The 15,377-nt window shown below is 41.1% G+C and carries 16 protein-coding genes; all 16 read right to left on the reverse strand.

Annotation, left to right across the window (positions count from 1 at the left end; genetic code table 11):
- Window positions 1-1,719, reverse strand: a complete 1,719-nt coding sequence (locus EUBELI_RS09960) for a recombinase family protein (protein WP_012744421.1) — start codon at window positions 1,717-1,719, stop codon at window positions 1-3.
- A 236-nt stretch (window positions 1,720-1,955) separates the two neighbouring features.
- On the reverse strand, window positions 1,956-2,849 hold the full coding sequence (locus EUBELI_RS14815; protein WP_012744422.1) for a CHAP and LysM peptidoglycan-binding domain-containing protein: 894 nt from the start codon (window positions 2,847-2,849) through the stop codon (window positions 1,956-1,958).
- A 74-nt stretch (window positions 2,850-2,923) separates the two neighbouring features.
- Window positions 2,924-3,187 carry a phage holin family protein gene (locus EUBELI_RS09970; RefSeq protein WP_012744423.1) on the reverse strand — a complete coding sequence of 88 codons (264 nt, stop codon included), beginning with the start codon at window positions 3,185-3,187 and terminating at the stop codon, window positions 2,924-2,926.
- 78 nt (window positions 3,188-3,265) lie between these two features.
- Entirely contained in the window at window positions 3,266-3,574 is a 309-nt protein-coding gene (locus tag EUBELI_RS09975) for a DUF7365 family protein (protein ID WP_242827281.1), read from the reverse strand.
- Between the two features lie 62 nt (window positions 3,575-3,636).
- On the reverse strand, window positions 3,637-3,822 hold the full coding sequence (locus EUBELI_RS14820) for a CD1375 family protein (RefSeq protein ID WP_012744425.1): 186 nt from the start codon (window positions 3,820-3,822) through the stop codon (window positions 3,637-3,639).
- Window positions 3,815-3,925, reverse strand: coding sequence for a CD1375 family protein (locus EUBELI_RS14825; RefSeq protein WP_015517587.1), 111 nt, complete (start codon window positions 3,923-3,925; stop codon window positions 3,815-3,817). Before EUBELI_RS14825 ends, EUBELI_RS14820 begins: the two co-directional genes overlap by 8 nt.
- Before the next feature lie 17 nt (window positions 3,926-3,942).
- A complete protein-coding gene (locus EUBELI_RS09980; RefSeq protein ID WP_012744426.1) occupies window positions 3,943-4,236 on the reverse strand; it encodes a hypothetical protein in 294 nt (97 codons plus the stop codon).
- Window positions 4,184-5,434, reverse strand: coding sequence for an RNA-directed DNA polymerase (locus EUBELI_RS09985; protein WP_041688877.1), 1,251 nt, complete (start codon window positions 5,432-5,434; stop codon window positions 4,184-4,186). Before EUBELI_RS09985 ends, EUBELI_RS09980 begins: the two co-directional genes overlap by 53 nt.
- 505 nt (window positions 5,435-5,939) lie before the next feature.
- A complete protein-coding gene (locus EUBELI_RS09990) occupies window positions 5,940-7,745 on the reverse strand; it encodes a phage tail-collar fiber domain-containing protein (protein WP_012744428.1) in 1,806 nt (601 codons plus the stop codon).
- 19 nt (window positions 7,746-7,764) lie between these two features.
- Window positions 7,765-8,646 (reverse strand): putative phage tail protein, encoded by an 882-nt coding sequence (locus EUBELI_RS09995; RefSeq protein WP_012744429.1) that lies wholly within the window; start codon window positions 8,644-8,646, stop codon window positions 7,765-7,767.
- Window positions 8,630-9,694, reverse strand: coding sequence for a baseplate J/gp47 family protein (locus EUBELI_RS10000; protein ID WP_012744430.1), 1,065 nt, complete (start codon window positions 9,692-9,694; stop codon window positions 8,630-8,632). Before EUBELI_RS10000 ends, EUBELI_RS09995 begins: the two co-directional genes overlap by 17 nt.
- Window positions 9,687-10,103, reverse strand: coding sequence for a DUF2634 domain-containing protein (locus EUBELI_RS10005; protein WP_012744431.1), 417 nt, complete (start codon window positions 10,101-10,103; stop codon window positions 9,687-9,689). Before EUBELI_RS10005 ends, EUBELI_RS10000 begins: the two co-directional genes overlap by 8 nt.
- Entirely contained in the window at window positions 10,104-10,520 is a 417-nt protein-coding gene (locus tag EUBELI_RS10010) for a DUF2577 domain-containing protein (protein ID WP_012744432.1), read from the reverse strand.
- A gap of 1 nt (window position 10,521) precedes the next feature.
- Complete coding sequence (locus tag EUBELI_RS10015; protein WP_041688878.1) at window positions 10,522-11,475, reverse strand: XkdQ/YqbQ family protein; 954 nt, start codon at window positions 11,473-11,475, stop codon at window positions 10,522-10,524.
- A gap of 13 nt (window positions 11,476-11,488) precedes the next feature.
- Entirely contained in the window at window positions 11,489-12,115 is a 627-nt protein-coding gene (locus tag EUBELI_RS10020; RefSeq protein WP_012744434.1) for a LysM peptidoglycan-binding domain-containing protein, read from the reverse strand.
- 18 nt (window positions 12,116-12,133) lie between these two features.
- Window positions 12,134-15,304 (reverse strand): hypothetical protein, encoded by a 3,171-nt coding sequence (locus EUBELI_RS10025; protein ID WP_012744435.1) that lies wholly within the window; start codon window positions 15,302-15,304, stop codon window positions 12,134-12,136.
- Between the last annotated feature and the right edge of the window lie 73 nt (window positions 15,305-15,377).

A 15,377-nucleotide genomic window follows, 5' to 3' on the forward strand; every position in this document is an offset into this window, starting at 1 on the left:
TTATGCTACTAACTGCACATAAAGCCCCAGCTTTCTAGTACAGTACATATAATCCTCTAAGTAGTGGATCATACTTTCAGTATGTATCTCGGAACATTTCTCCCTAGATACATACTGAGTTTTCTCTACTACTATCCCCTCACTCAATATCGGTACTATAACTATAACCTTATCTGGGAAGATCTGTACCTGCTCTAAGTGCTCTAAGAGGTATTCTACTTTTAATTTCTCATTACCATCTACATATCTGGATACCTCCTCATCTATGTTAGCAAGTACCTTATCTATCTCTGCAATATCTCCAGAGTTAGCCTTATTCTTTTCTGTTTCTGCTTTGAGCTGGATGATCCTCTCATCTAACTCCTCTGCTTTTTTCTGGTATTCCTGTTTATTTAGGATCCCATCTAAGTAGGCATCCAGTAGCTTACTTTTTCTGGAGAGCTCACGCTGTAGATCTGCCTCTGTATGCCCTCCATTTGCCTCTAGGAGCTGTTTTCTGAGCTTAGTAAGCCAATTTATCATATCATGCTTTATTGTGTCTGTATTTGCCTGTAATCGCTCTGATACTACCCCCATTATCTCCATGAGGGAGTTATAAGAGATATTTTCATTATCACAGCCTAAAGGATTTATCTCTCCAGCTTTCCCCATCGTGCTATCTCTTTTTCTGGTTCTCCTGCCTTTAGTCTGCTTTGTACTGCATACCCAGTACTCATCCTTAGATACTCTCTGTTTCCTCCAGTAAGGAGCCCCACAGATACCACATACCAGCTTACCACTAAAAGAGTATCCGCTGGTTTTCTTGCCTCTCCTGTCGGATCCTGTGGCTATTACTCTCTCCTCATGGATCTTACAGATTAGATCCCACTCCTCCTGTGTGACTATCGGAGGGAGAGCGTTTTCTACATATACCCACTCCTCCTTAGGGAGTTTTATAGTTTGCTTACTCTCAAAATCGTGTCTTTCTTTGTTTATAATCATGGTACCTACATTTTTACAATCATATACAAATTTAGGTATATCCATAGGTTTCCACGGTTTCCCTACCGTGTTACGGTATCCAGCATCATTAAGCTCCTTAGCTATGAGGGTAGAGCCTTTTCTTGCCATAATTCCCTCACACATGAGCCTCCTTACCTTAGCCTGTTCTGGATTTATATAATACTTACCATCTTTTTTATCCCATCCATACACGTTACCGCTACCCTGTAAGGCTATCTCCTGCCCTTGTCTGGCTTTCTCTATTCTGTGATCGTGGTAATTATGGAGTTTCTTACTAAGATTTCTACTAAACTCCTCCGCTATGATCGCTCGTACACCTGTGATAAGAGCATCATCTGGGGAATAAAATTTCCCATCCATGTACATAAACAGGAGCTTTCCTGTTTGTACTACCCTGTTAATAAAGAGGTACCAATCCAGAGTATTTCTCTGGAGCCTCTCTTGATCCTTGATTACTACAATATCAAATAAATCCTCATACAGATCCTCATAGAGCCTCTGGTAATCATCTCTGCCCTTTACCATCGTACCGCTCTTACTACGATCAATATACTCTCCTACCAGTTTCCAGCCATGATCCTTAATACATCCTCTATTCTCCTCAATCTGGAGTTCTATAGCGTTTAGTTGTTCCTCCTCCGCTGTAGATACTCTGGCATAAAATACCGCTCTCATACCAATAGTATCTCTTATATCCGTTATTTTCCTGTATGCCATCCTGTTTACCCTCCTGTAATAGTCCTGTGAGCTCCTGTGTGCCTCATACAGCCACTTTTATATATTAGGTGTAGACTTCTTACCCTCGATAAAATAGAGGGCTTTATGAGGCTGTTTTTCAGTTTCTATCTATTATACACCCCTTATATACTAGATACAACTAAAAAATGAGGGCTACCAGCATTTTACAGCCAGTAGCCCTCTATATGAAAAAATATTAAGGAGTGCCTAAAGGATTAAGGTAACTTGATTACCTGTCCGATGTTAATAAGGTTTTTATTTTTGATACCATTGAGCTTAACCAGAGTATCTACAGTAGTTCCATACTTTTTAGCGATCTTGCTAAGAGTATCTCCCTTAACTACTGTGTAGGTCTTACCAGAAATATCTCCAGCATTTACCCAGCCATATACAGTAGAGCCCTTACCAGAGATAGCCTGTAAATGATACGGATGTACCGCACCCTTAGCCTTGTTAGTTACCTTAGCCTGTCCTGCCTTACAACCGTATGCAACGCCACTAGCTGTAGAGCTGGTATAGTGGAGGCATCCTGTAAAGTTTACAATATCTCCAATATTGTAAGAGCCCCCTCCGTTACCAGATGGCTTAGGAGCCTCCTCTTTAGTAGCCTTAGAGCTGTACTTAGGAGTAACAAAGCCTCTGATATACTTACCGTTTACAGCAAGCTCTCTATATCCTACAGCGTTACTCTTGTTACCCTCGATAACCTTAATAACGCCTCCAGATACAGATACTACAATACCGATATGATCCGCACTACCTGTATTATCTCCTACTCCGTTATCATCCCAATCATAAAGGATCATATCCCCAGCGGATGGAGTGTAAGCATCATTCTCTACCCAGATACCCATATTCTTAGCAAGCTGGATAAACTGATTACAGCTACACTCTCTAGGGATAATATCTGTAAGCCCTGCCTTGATACCTACAGCGGATGCAAAAGTAGCACACCACGCATCTGTATACTTTACAGCGTAACTTCTAGGGAGTGGCTTACAAGCGTTATAAGTATCAATAATCTTTTTATGGGATCCGTCACTCTCTTTACAGCCTAACCAACCCTTAGCGATCTCAACAACCTTTGATCTGATTTCTTTTTCTGTCATAATAATACCTCCGATCTAAATACTTAAAAAGGAGAGCCCTGTAAAGGCTCTCCCTGTCTGTCTGATAAATATATTTACTGTGGAGCTGTATAGCTCTTTGCTCTGGCACTATCGCCTAATCCCTTTGTAGTCGGATCGTTCAGAGTGTTCCAAACCGATACCGCCACTAAAGAGAGTACATAAGGATTAGAGACAGCTCCTACAATGAGCTCCCCTACCTTACTCCATGTGGTAAGATCCTGTGCTGTAAGTCCTGCATACGCAAGCACAGGAGTTAAAATACTAAGTACAATCTGTACCCAGAATACAGGATTTTTTACTCTAACTTTTAAATTCATACTGTACCTCCTTGTGAGTTTGTTAATAGTTGCTACGATACCTCAAAATGAGGTAAAGAGATAAACTGGATCACCTCCTTACTTTAATCCTACAGAAACCGCTAAGTATCCTAAGATAAGTGTTACAAGCCCTGTTACAATAAGCCACTTGAATTTATCCCACTTATCCCCATCCTTACCCTCCAGCTTGTTAAGCCTCTCAACGGTTTCATTCAGATCCCCACGCATATACTTAACCTCAGTAGCCAGCTCCTTTATAGCTCCGATCATCTCACTGTTACTTTTGAGTATCTCATCATGCTCATTAAGTCGATTAGTGTTACTCTTTGCTCGCTGTTCTACCTCAGTAAGTCTGTGCTCGATGTTAATATTTGCATCTGTAGCCATATCCATAAGATCCTCCTTTCCGCCATAATAAAAGGGAGAGCATTTAGCTCTCCCCATGTGGCTTACTCTGCAAGCTCTGGTAAATCAAGATCAATGAGGATCTGCTTAACCTGCTCTCTGATTACAGGCGGTGCATCATTGATCGTCTTTTTGCCCTTTACAATAAGGGTAGCGTAAATTACTGCCATAGCTTTTACCTCCTTTCTGAGTATTGTTTTTAAGATAATATTGAGTAACATACTACTCATTATCTCCGTCTAAGATTTTTTGTACGGCTTTTCTGAGATCCTTTGGTATATTATCAATAGTCCTTAACCCTTTGCGGATCAAAGTAGCGTAAACCTGTGCCATAATCTTTCTCCTCCCTCTTAGTTAGCTGATAACCCTAACATCTGCTCATACACATCTACTAAGGCTAACTGTAAATCTGTAGCCTGCTCCTCTAAGGAGCTGTTTTTCTCTGCCATTAGCTGGATGTACTCATCTTTCTCATAGATCTCCTGTGTTTCAATTTCAAACCCATCAAACCCAGAGCTAAGATCTCCCTCCTTAGCCTCCTCATGGATCTCTTTGATACCTGTATTTACATATACATGGTAATCATCAATCTCAAGAGGCTTTACGCTCTCCGCTGTAGTTCTTACGTTTACAAATTTCTGCATTACCTTTTACCTCCTTTAAGTAATAATTGTGCGTATATTCTACATTAGGCTCTACATATTTCTGGTATAGCCTAAAGCTATCACAATGCTGTAGCCAGCCCACATAGCTATTAAATGAGCACCACTCACTATAAGTAGGGCTCACATTGTTTTCTCTTTTACTGGAGATGCTAAGCATCCTACGCTTAAATGTTTTGCAAGTCGATTTTCTGAGTAAGGTATACTCTCCGAAAAATCTATAGCCTACAAAATCTACACCTCTTACCTTAGTAGGAAATACCTGCCAGTTATGCTTAAGCACCTGCTTAAGATTTACCGCCATAAACTCATCTAACTCTCTTTTGAGTTTGTGTAATTCCTCTTTACTGCTACCGAAAATAACCATATCATCCATGTATCTAAAGTAGTACTTAACGCCCTTAACCTCTTTGAGCCAGTGATCTACTACAGATAGATTAAAATTACCGTCATACTGGCTAACATAGTTTCCAATGGGAATACCTACGCCATCCACAAACTCTCTACCGTTATCGTCTATGATAATATTTACCGCCACACCTAGCCTCTGGAGGATCTCTATATTTTCCTCTGTGGCTGGACAAGTACTAATACTATCTATGATCTCATCCATTAACCAGATAAGCTCCTCATCCTTAAAGAGCTCTCTATACTTAGCCTTTAGTACATCGTGTACAATGCTGGGATAATACTTTCTTACATCCAGCTTTAAACAATACTTTGTAGCCTCTGGATCTGATACTAAAATACTGGGTATCCACTTCTCCGATACTACTTTTCCATCTTTCTTAATCTTTTTCTTATACCCTCGTAATTGATTGATAATAGGCTGGATCCCTCTGTTAGGGATTGCACTATAGGTATCTTTTGTCATGGAATTAAGTAAGTAGGGCTCTATAACCTGTAAGATAGCCCATTGACATATACGGTCTGGATAGTACGGTAACTTATAAATCTCCCTCTCCTTACTTCCCTCTTTTCTTACAAAAGTTTCATAGTCTGAGGTATGATACCTGTGTTCTATTAGATTTTCCTGTAGCCTCCTTAGGTAATGATCCAGATCTTTCTCTATACGCTTTACCTCTGCATACCACCCTTTACCTCTCTTTGCGTTCTTGTGGGCTTTTCTAAGATTATCCATATCGCATATCTTAGAAAATAAATCTCCAGTATCTTTCATGTGTTTTGGCACCCACCTTATCATAATTTTGTATGTGCATAAGAGGGAGCTAACTACCTGTTGTAGTACCCCTGTGCTATCGTTCACATAACAATCAGTTCTTAGCTTGCTAGGCTAACATGGTTTACGGATCTCCCCGCACATAAGCACCCTCTTAGCTATTTTTTACCGCTCCTCATAGAGGAGTTTTATGTTTTGGCAAGAGCCACGGTAGCTAAATCTCACTTATATAAATAAGTGTCATGGTGTAACACACTTTTACTATTTTTCTTTTTATATGCACATATAGTAAGTGACTGCTGATATTCCGATTGCGATTAGAGGAGGTATTATTCAGATTAAGATACCATGCACCACATTTAGTACCATTATTCCATTTACCACCTAATTTAGTAACACGAAACGCCTTTTAGCTACCGACAAAAAGGGTAATAAAAAAGAGCTTTACAGCCCTCTCTATTACCCTCTTTGATTTCTTTATTTTGTTGAGTTTATGATGCTATTGTTATGCACTAATCTTTGTCTGAGGCACATACAGCAAGCGACCGCCGACACTCCGAACGCGATCCGAGGAGGCATTACCCAGATGAAGAAACCATGCACCACACCTAGCACCATAAGTCCATCTACCACCCAATATAGCAACACGAAAACCATCATTGTTATTCCAATAATAATCTCCTACTGGGAGGTTAGATGCACCGTTATGCTCCGCACAAAGGAAAAGATCTGGATGATCCTCATCGTATCCAAAGCCACTAATATAGCCCTCTCCTGTGGCAATATTAAAATCTAAGGCTTTGTATCCATCGGCTGTAGTATCATCCTTACACTCTCCATAAGGCTTAACAAAAGCATTGTATACTCCGCTTGCCTTATCGTTATAAATATTGATAGCATCCAGCCAAGTCCAGATATTACCCCAGAGGTTTTCTTCTCCTCTGTAAGATACTGAGCACTTACCATCTACTCCAGCGTTAGGATCAATACCAGATCCATTACCTAAACCAGAGGTAGCACCTGTTACTACAGCCATGTTAGTAGATCCATCGTCTGTAAAAGTACTTACACCCTGTCCGATAACGCTTTGAGCGTTCATAGAGGCATACTCTACTAAGATAAGCCACTGAGTAGCTGTAAGAGCGAAAATGTTATGAGATTTCCAGCCCTTACCTCTGTTAGTACAGAGCTTTCTTACGTTTGCTCTAGTGAGGTTCTGTGTAAGTCCACTGGCTGGCTTAGCACCTGCAATAGAGGAGAGCATATCTGTAGCAAAATCCGCTACCTGCTCATCCGCCTTAAGGTATGCTCCAGCGGAGGTATCAAAGATAGATCCCTCAAAGGCTGAGAGGTAAATCTTATCCTGTAAGATACCGTTATCATCTAAGAAACCATCCACAGGCTTAAATCCTGCCTTAGGTGTAGGGCTGATATAAAATCTAGCCTTATCATATTTCTTACCTCTACCAGAGGAGGAAACGCTGGATTTTACAGGCACAACCTTAGTATAGAATAAAGGCTGTTCTACCATAGTCTGTACCTTAGTACCGCTAGGATATTCTGTAGTACCCTTTGTAATGGTAGCTGAGGTAGCTCCTGCCTCTGAGTAACCTGTTTCCCCTCTGTAGGCTACCATAACGCCCTCATTAGTAAGGTTACATCTCTTTCTACCACCCCACGGAGCGAGCTTATCAAAATCTGCACCAGAGGTAAGATTTTCTGCTCCTGCTAATCTTGTAAATTTCTTATTTACAAAATCTACCTCTACTCCGTATACATCGGAGCTCTCATAGCCTACAAAGCTCTTAACATCGTTAATCTGCTCCTGTAAATTAACGATCTGGGCTACAGTAGCTCCAGCGGTAGGATCTACGTTTACCTTTACGCTAGAGGCATTAGATACCGCTGTTACAAGATCCACCATAAGGGAGCTCACACCGATACCATTAAATGGAGGCATATAATCCGCTGTAGCGGTACTCTCATCTGCCACTGAGATACTGTAGAGGATCTCTCCAGCCTGTGGATCATTTGCATAAAGTCCTAAGTTTCTTACATAATAACCCTGCCCTAAGGTCTGATTAGAGAAACTAGCGGATACTGTAACATTAGATCCATTCTTTCTCACTACAGAGGCTACCTTTTCCTCCTGTTTGATAGTACCGATACCTGTCATACTTGCCAGATCCCCAGATAACTTAGCATCGGATACCTTGATCTTAGTAAACTCCAGCTTAGTAGTACCTGCTACCACTTTTGCTAAGAGTTCCTGTCCTTTTTTTGTGATTACTGCACTCTTAAAAGCACCCATTTTATCACACTCCTTTTCTTTAATTTATTGTAATAACTGTAGCTGTGTTTACAGGGCTTGCTACAGTAGTATTACCGCTGTTAGTTGCTTTGCTGTTAATATCGTGGGTAATGATTTTTGTAAACGCCATTCCAACGCCTACTCCCTCATAATGAGGGCTTTCTACCTCATCCTTTACAGCTATATCCATTGTGATAGCTCCAGAGGAGCCTCCTGTAGATAATGCCTGTGCTACATTGAGATCTGAGCTCTTATTTACAGTACTCTTTATATCGTGAGTGATAATGTGAGTACCAGCTCTGCCTAAGCCTACACCGTAGTACATAGGGCTCTCTGTAGCTATCTTAGGGTTAATATCGTTTGTGATCTGATACCTCATAGCCACACAGGATACTACCGCCACACTAAAAGGAGTTGTATTTCCCTCCTCCAGAGTGTTTTTAAGATCCAGCACCAGATTACAGGGGATCATATCCTGCAAAATAGAGGAGATCGTATCAAACGCCCCCTCTATCCCTAAATGAGTTATAATCTCTACAAAATAATTTTTATAATCTGGATTAACGCTAAAGTTATCATCTCCACAGATACTAATAAGCCTGTTATAAAGCTCTTTCTCCGTATAAGGTACTTTATCATTCCACTTAACCAGCACATTAAAACGCCTTGTTTCTAGGCTGGCTCCTGCCTCTGGGTAAATACCCATCATATCCTCAAAACGCTTAATACCGTACTCATCCGCTGTTTCAATAAACATATTGTTAAGAGTACGCTCAATCTGTTCTAGGATGTACTTAAGCTCTGGCGTTTCCGCCTTTGCTATCTCCTTAAACTCTTTAAGCTGTCGGAGTACAGGCATCCAATAGCCTAATAGATCAATCTCTCTAGCCAATATAAACACCTCCTAACAGAGGTATCTCCTCCTGTGCTAAGGCTAAGTTACTGGCTACATCGTTTAGCTGTGTATCCGCCACATCTAAGATCCCATCCAGATTAAGGAGCCTGTTTTCTATCTGAGAGATACGCACTACTAAGTTACCTTTCTCCCAGTTCTTACGCATTTCTAAGAAATACGCCTCCAGAGTTTCCTCCGCCTTAGGTTTTACCTGTGACCACTGGTAGCCATCATTTAGAGTTATTCTGGATTTTATGCTTACTGTCTTACCCACAGCGGATACTACTGTTACGGTATGACCTATAGGAGCTATGCCACTACCTGTACCCTGTGGATCTGGATCTATAGCCTCCTGCACCGCTTTTACCAGTGTGCTAGATGCTACTCCAAAATCACTATTGATAATGATTAACTTAACAGTGCCTCCCCCATTCCACACAGGGATAACCACTGTACCGCCTACACCATCCAGAGCATCGGTTTTCTCTACATAATCCTGCTTATTACCGCCAAAAGGGTTACTATCAAAGGAGTTAAGGTATCGTGTCCTTAGAGCCTCTGTATCCTCCTCATCCTCCGCTGGGATAAGGAGCTCTGTAAGCTCTCCAGTAAGATCCTTATCAATGTACTCAATGGAGCTAAGCTCTCCAAAAAACTTATTGCCATTAGTACCCTCTGTTTCACACTCCATCTTATAATAAAAATAGCCATCGGCACTCTCTATAAATGCTGTGGCTACATAGTTAAGCTCATTCAGATTAAATCTGGATCCTATAGGGATCTCCATATTAAATTTACCCTTTAGAGTAGCCTTAGTAGCCTCATAAGGGATAATACCTCTTTCCTTACATCGGAGGATTAGAAATTCTCTTACTGCGGTATCTGCATACCCATTATTTACGATATTACCTAGTTGGATATATACATCTGCGTGCTCTGCGGATACAGGGGCTATAGCGTTCATAATAACGGAGCCCTCACGCTTATCTACATCACTTGCCACCCTTGCTAGGGATCTATCTAATATATTTTCGTATGTCTGATCCTCATACATCCATTTCCACCTCCTTACTACCTACATCTGTTACCAGAGTAAATTTTATGTGGAGTACATCTTTAATCTGGGATACCTCCAGATCTTGTACTCCTGTTATGTGCTCATTCTCAAATAAGCACTCCTCCATATACCGCCTTACCTCGCTATTAAGGTACTCCTCACTGTAGCTATATCCGATGAGATCATAAACCTCATCCCCATAACCCCAGCTATATATAATCCAGCGGTATCTCTTAGCCTTAAGAGCTAAGTAAGCCCACACACAAAGAGCATCTACACCAGTTACAATCCTCCCTGTGAGTGTGCCTTTTTCAAAGTCGATCTCATACTCACGGATAGAGGAGGCTGTTACCTCTTGATCCGCTAGAGTAAGATCCTCTGTTGTTGCAAAAGGAAATAAACTCATTTACGCCTCCACCACCCTTGCTATGATTACATACTTGTTATTATCATTAAGTTTCTGTACCAGCACCATATCCCCAGCTTTAAGCCCATCAGTATAGGTTATCTGGCTCTGTTTCCATGCCCTAGTATCTGGATCTGGGTTATCCTTACTGGCAAAACCGTTACTCTGTGTAGTATCCACAGATACTCCAGATACATAAGGTACTTTTATTTGTCTGGTATACCCTGCTACTAAATAATCTGCTATATACAGATCCTCAGCATTGAGTACCAGATCATCTATCTTTACGCTGTTAGAGCTTTGCATTATTCCTAGCTGGGCTAAGGTAGGATTATCTTTAGCTCCCTGTGATCGCATCATCTCTAGCACTTCTGCATATTGATGATCGTTTTTCATGTTATTCCCAGTACCAGCCATGCTATCCCTCCTTAGTATCCATCATTTGTTTTAGAGTTACTGTTAAGCTCATGGTAGCTACTCCATTTTGCCATGTATGAGTATCTGCATCTATCCACACTACACCGCTGAGCCCTGTAGAGCTATCTCTCACTACCGCCCCTGCTCCTGTTACTGCCTCATTGAGGTTTACACACTCCAGAGTAAAGGTTTTCTCAACCGTCTTAAACATACTCTTAGCTGTGGTAGTAGCATCCTTGCCCTCCTCTTTAGTGTAAGTCTGCTGGAATATACCGTACTTTTTCACATCTGCATCATTTTGTACTACTCCCTGTGGTTTACCCTCTCCGTCATAAATACGAACCTTATTAACCATGTTAGTAATGCTCTCTTTATAGTTAGAGCTGGTAATATTGCTATCCTCTGTGATCTCAATACTGCATACCACCTTACCCATTTCCTCTACATTGAGGTAGCCTTTTTTAGCTACCACCCTGTAGCTTACTCCGTTCTGTTGATATGCCTGTGTATAGGCTCTCATAATAATCTCATAGATAGATACATTCTGTACTATGAGTTTCTGTGTTAGCCCTGTCTGAGCTAAGGAGCCTACAGGGATCTCCATATCATCACACACCATCTGAGTTATCGCCTCCGCTGTTTTAGAGCTAAAATTGTAAGTGGCGTTACTCTTGATGGTATAGAAAAGAAGATCATAACAGGTATAAGTAACTGTACCTGTGGTACTGCTTGCCTCCCTCTCTACTACATAGCCTCTAAAAAGCTCTGTTTTTCCATCATCCTCAAATAGATAAACAGGATCCGCTAAGTTTATGGTAAGAGGAGTAATATTTTTATCTAATGGAGCGTTTACAATGTGTAGCTCTAACTTTCTGGCTACCTCTGTTTTACTACCGCCCCAGCTCATAGAGGATACATACTCTGTTATGTCTGTATTCTTATGCACTACTATCACTCTTTACCACCTCCTAAGGGATCGTTAATACTTGATTAGGATAGATAAGATTAGGATTTTTTATCTTATCCCTGTTAGCATTATAGATCTTAGTGTACTGAGCTCCACTACCGTAAAACTGTTTAGCTATTTTCCAGAGGCAATCTCCACGCTTTACCGTGTAGGTTCTGGCTGTATTAGTAGCCTGTGGCTTTGTAGCCCTTACTGTAGGCTTTACAGTAGCTATAGTAACGGTAGCTCTCTTTGTCTTTATCTTTTTGTACTCCTTTATATTACAGGTATAATAAATATCTCCTGTAGCATCCTGCTCTCCCCACACAAAGCTCTCTACTGTAGCCTCCATGTTAAGAGTGCCTGTAATGATAACCCTAATAGGAGTACCAGACTTTCTCCAGCTCTCGATCTTCTCTACATAAGTTAAGGGCTGTTTACGCCCTGCATTATTGCTAAAGTTATAATCTTTTGCTGGAAAAAAAGACTTAAGAGAAATTTCTCTTAAGCCTGTATTACCGATAAGGTTTACATCTCCCACCTGTATTACATTGACAACCGTATTTTTATGAGCTACGGACACCGTGTAATCAGAGGGCTTAACTGGGAGTTGAAACTTATCGCTATTCTGTTGTAACCAAAATTCCATTAAGTATCCTCCTCCCTGTTAAGTCATATTAGGTAACAACTTTTTGAATTTTGCCACCATATCAGAAACAACCTTATCTGTATCTGCCTCTTTCTCAATGATTACCGTATCCGCCAATTTTTCAATCGTTACGGATCCGATACCACCGCTCTTAGGCGTATCTCCATCCTGTGGATTTCCTGTACCTCCTGTACCGCCTTTATCATCCTGTGGATCTGGATCTCTATCTATAGGCTTAACATCGCTAAGCTGTACGCCCCTTGTGCTCATAGCCCTATCATATTGATCCGCTTGATTTCTTGTTAAGACTTTCTCGCCTTGATGGAGGATAGCTGGGTAATTGTCATACGGTACTCTGTCTTTACCATAAGCAAAACCTAAAGCACTCTTAACCTTGCCTCCGATACCTCCTACAAAGTCCTTAGCCTTTGAGATTGCACCACCAATCTTATCAACAAAACCACTGATAGCATCTATCGCTCCGCTTATTACACTTGTTACGGTTCCGATCGCTGTAGATACAGCACTGGAGATACCACCGAAAATAGTGGATACCGCATCAAATAAGCCTTGAAATACACTCTTAATGGTTTCTACGATAGTGGTAATCGTAGAGCTTGCACTGTCGAAAAATCCACAGATACTACCCCAGATTTGAGAGATATATGGAGCTAAGAAATTGAATACCGTTTCAATTCCTGTAAGAAGTCCATCCACTACAGTAAGGATCACATCTACTACTGCACTGATTATAGGGGCTAAAGTCTGCCATACAGTAGATACTACTGTTACTACTACAGATACAATAGTTTGAAATAATCCCATGTGATTTCCGATCACTGTAAGTACTTGCTGGATCACATTTCCCACAAAAGTAAAGATAGAGCTCAATGTAGGCATAATAGCTACAATCGCATTTATCACTACTGTAATGATCTGTTGGATCACTGGCATAGCTGTTACGATGATATTAGTAATAGTCTGGATCACTGGCACAATATAAGGGATGATCTGAGATACACCGCTCAGAATCGTACTAATTACCTGCCCTACTACAGGAGCTATCTGTTGTACCGCTGAGATAATCGGAGGGATGATAGGTAAGATCGTATTGATCGCCTGTACTATTCCATCCTTAAGCCCAGAGAACATACTAGCAATACCGCCACCGTCTACCTTTACATTAAAAAGCTGATCGAAAATAGCTTGCAATGCTCCAGTATCAATACCGATATTACCCAGCCCTGTAAAGATTGCATCCTTGATAGATGTAAGGAGTGGTAATACATTTTCCTTAATCTGAGGAGCTACCTTTTCTACCGCTGTTCCTATTGCTGTAGGCAAGTTGCTAAAAATCGTCTGGAGCATCGGTATAAAGTTACCAAAGAAAAAGGTACTTGCACTCTCTACCAGCTCTCCCATACTTCTAGCTACTGCCTCTCCATCCCCTATAGATAAATTACCTAAGAGGTTAGTAACTGAGGCTTTCATCATCGCAAAAGATCCGCTAAAGGTCTGCTCTGCCTCTCTTGCTGTGGTTCCTGTGATATTTAGTTTATCCTGTATTACTCCGATAGCTGTATATACATCCGCTAAGTTGTTTATATCGTACTTAGTACCAGTGATAGCCTGTGCATCCTTAAGGAGCCTATCCATCTCCTCCTTAGTACCACCATAACCCAGCTTAAGGTTATCAAGCATCGTGTAATTTTGCTTTGCAAAGCCTTGATAAGCGTTCTGGATGGATCCCATATCAGTACCCATCTTGTTAGCGTTATCCGCCATATCTATCATAGCTTTGTTAGCAATCTCAGCGGATTTATTTGTATCCCCTGCACACGCACTCAATAGAGAGGCACTAAATGAGGTAACATTTTCCATATACTCATTAGCGGATAAGCCTGTTGTTTTATACGCTTGATTAGCATACTGTAACATCTTATCTACCGCTGAGGTATCTGTGCTACCGTCACTATTAGTTTTTGTGTACAGTGTTTCCACACCGCCTATACTTTGCTGTAGTTTAGCTCCCTCTCCTAAGGATTTACCCATAAGAGCTGTAGCTCCTGCTCCTGCAATTCCTACAGCGATTGTTACGCCTTTTGCAAGGCTCTTAAGTGTACTACTGATCTTACCCAGTACAGCACTAGCTCCATCCTTTACAGCTACCATAGCCTTTACAGACATATTACCGATGGATTTTAAGCTACTGCCTATACCGTGGAGGATCTTACTAGCACTGTCTTTTACTGCTATAAAAGGTTTTGCTACCGTCTTTCCTACGGATTTCAGTACACCGCCTACCTTACCCAGAGGAGCACTTGCTTTATCCCTCAAAGTAACAAAGGGCTTAGCTACTGTTTTCCCTACGGATTTTAGGGAGTTTCTAACCTTTGTGATCCCTCTAGTGGCTCCATCCCTAACAGAGATAAAAGGCTTAGCCACTAGCTTTCCTACTGTTCGTACACCTACCCTTATTTTATTTAATCCAGATGTAGCTCTATCATGGATTCCTACCGCTACTGAGGTTACTTTATCTCGTAGCCCCCCTAAGGTATTTTTAATCTTAGCTAAGCCCTGTGAGGCTAGATCTCGGATCTTTACAATAGGAGTAAAAGTAGTGGCTATTTCTTTAAGCCTCTGCTTAATTTTTCCCACTGTACTAACCGTGAGATCCTTTAGCTTAATCACTGGAGAGAATACCTTTTTAGTAAGATCCTTGATCCTCTGGGTTATTCTCTCTACCTTTTCTGTAGCTTGATCGTCTACCTCCGCTCTGGTTAATGCTCTCACATTCCCCAGCCTATGCACTCTACTCTCTACCTCGCTGATAGTAGGAGAGGCATTATCCTCTACCTCCACCTCTGGAGTAGCTGTGGTAGTATTGACGGTATCTAAGGTATCCTGTATAGCACCAATAACCCCAGAGGCGTTATCCTGTAAGGATACCTCTGGGGATACTGTTGTATTGCCTACATTCTCTACAGTTTGTCTAACGCTCTCTACTACTCCAGAGGCGTTATCCGTAGCATTGATAGTAGCATTAACCCTTGTACGCCCCATCTGTTGCATACTCGCATTAGTTTTATCTATCTGCTCCGAAAATTCACGCTGTAAACCTAGATTTTTCTTAAGGGTAGCATACATATTATCTTTTAAATAAAGTTTTGCACCAAACTCTACCGCCATATATGCCACCTCCTCTATGTGAGTAGATTGATATTGTACATAACACTATTACTCTTATTTGCCCTCTCTAGCT

The organism is [Eubacterium] eligens ATCC 27750, from assembly GCF_000146185.1.
Classification (GTDB): Bacteria; Bacillota; Clostridia; order Lachnospirales; family Lachnospiraceae; genus Lachnospira; species Lachnospira eligens.

Excerpts from the sequence above, each read along its gene's own strand:
- EUBELI_RS09960 (WP_012744421.1), bottom strand. The coding sequence starts at position 1,719 with ATGGCATACAGGAAAATAACGGATATAAGAGATACTATTGGTATGAGA.
- EUBELI_RS14815 (WP_012744422.1), bottom strand. The coding sequence starts at position 2,849 with ATGACAGAAAAAGAAATCAGATCAAAGGTTGTTGAGATCGCTAAGGGT.
- EUBELI_RS09970 (WP_012744423.1), bottom strand. The coding sequence starts at position 3,187 with ATGAATTTAAAAGTTAGAGTAAAAAATCCTGTATTCTGGGTACAGATT.
- EUBELI_RS09975 (WP_242827281.1), bottom strand. The coding sequence starts at position 3,574 with ATGGCTACAGATGCAAATATTAACATCGAGCACAGACTTACTGAGGTA.
- EUBELI_RS14820 (WP_012744425.1), bottom strand. The coding sequence starts at position 3,822 with ATGAGTAGTATGTTACTCAATATTATCTTAAAAACAATACTCAGAAAG.
- EUBELI_RS14825 (WP_015517587.1), bottom strand. The coding sequence starts at position 3,925 with ATGGCACAGGTTTACGCTACTTTGATCCGCAAAGGGTTAAGGACTATT.
- EUBELI_RS09980 (WP_012744426.1), bottom strand. The coding sequence starts at position 4,236 with ATGCAGAAATTTGTAAACGTAAGAACTACAGCGGAGAGCGTAAAGCCT.
- EUBELI_RS09985 (WP_041688877.1), bottom strand. The coding sequence starts at position 5,434 with ATGAAAGATACTGGAGATTTATTTTCTAAGATATGCGATATGGATAAT.
- EUBELI_RS09990 (WP_012744428.1), bottom strand. The coding sequence starts at position 7,745 with ATGGGTGCTTTTAAGAGTGCAGTAATCACAAAAAAAGGACAGGAACTC.
- EUBELI_RS10000 (WP_012744430.1), bottom strand. The coding sequence starts at position 9,694 with ATGTATGAGGATCAGACATACGAAAATATATTAGATAGATCCCTAGCA.
- EUBELI_RS10005 (WP_012744431.1), bottom strand. The coding sequence starts at position 10,103 with ATGAGTTTATTTCCTTTTGCAACAACAGAGGATCTTACTCTAGCGGAT.
- EUBELI_RS10010 (WP_012744432.1), bottom strand. The coding sequence starts at position 10,520 with ATGGCTGGTACTGGGAATAACATGAAAAACGATCATCAATATGCAGAA.
- EUBELI_RS10020 (WP_012744434.1), bottom strand. The coding sequence starts at position 12,115 with ATGGAATTTTGGTTACAACAGAATAGCGATAAGTTTCAACTCCCAGTT.
- EUBELI_RS10025 (WP_012744435.1), bottom strand. The coding sequence starts at position 15,304 with ATGGCGGTAGAGTTTGGTGCAAAACTTTATTTAAAAGATAATATGTAT.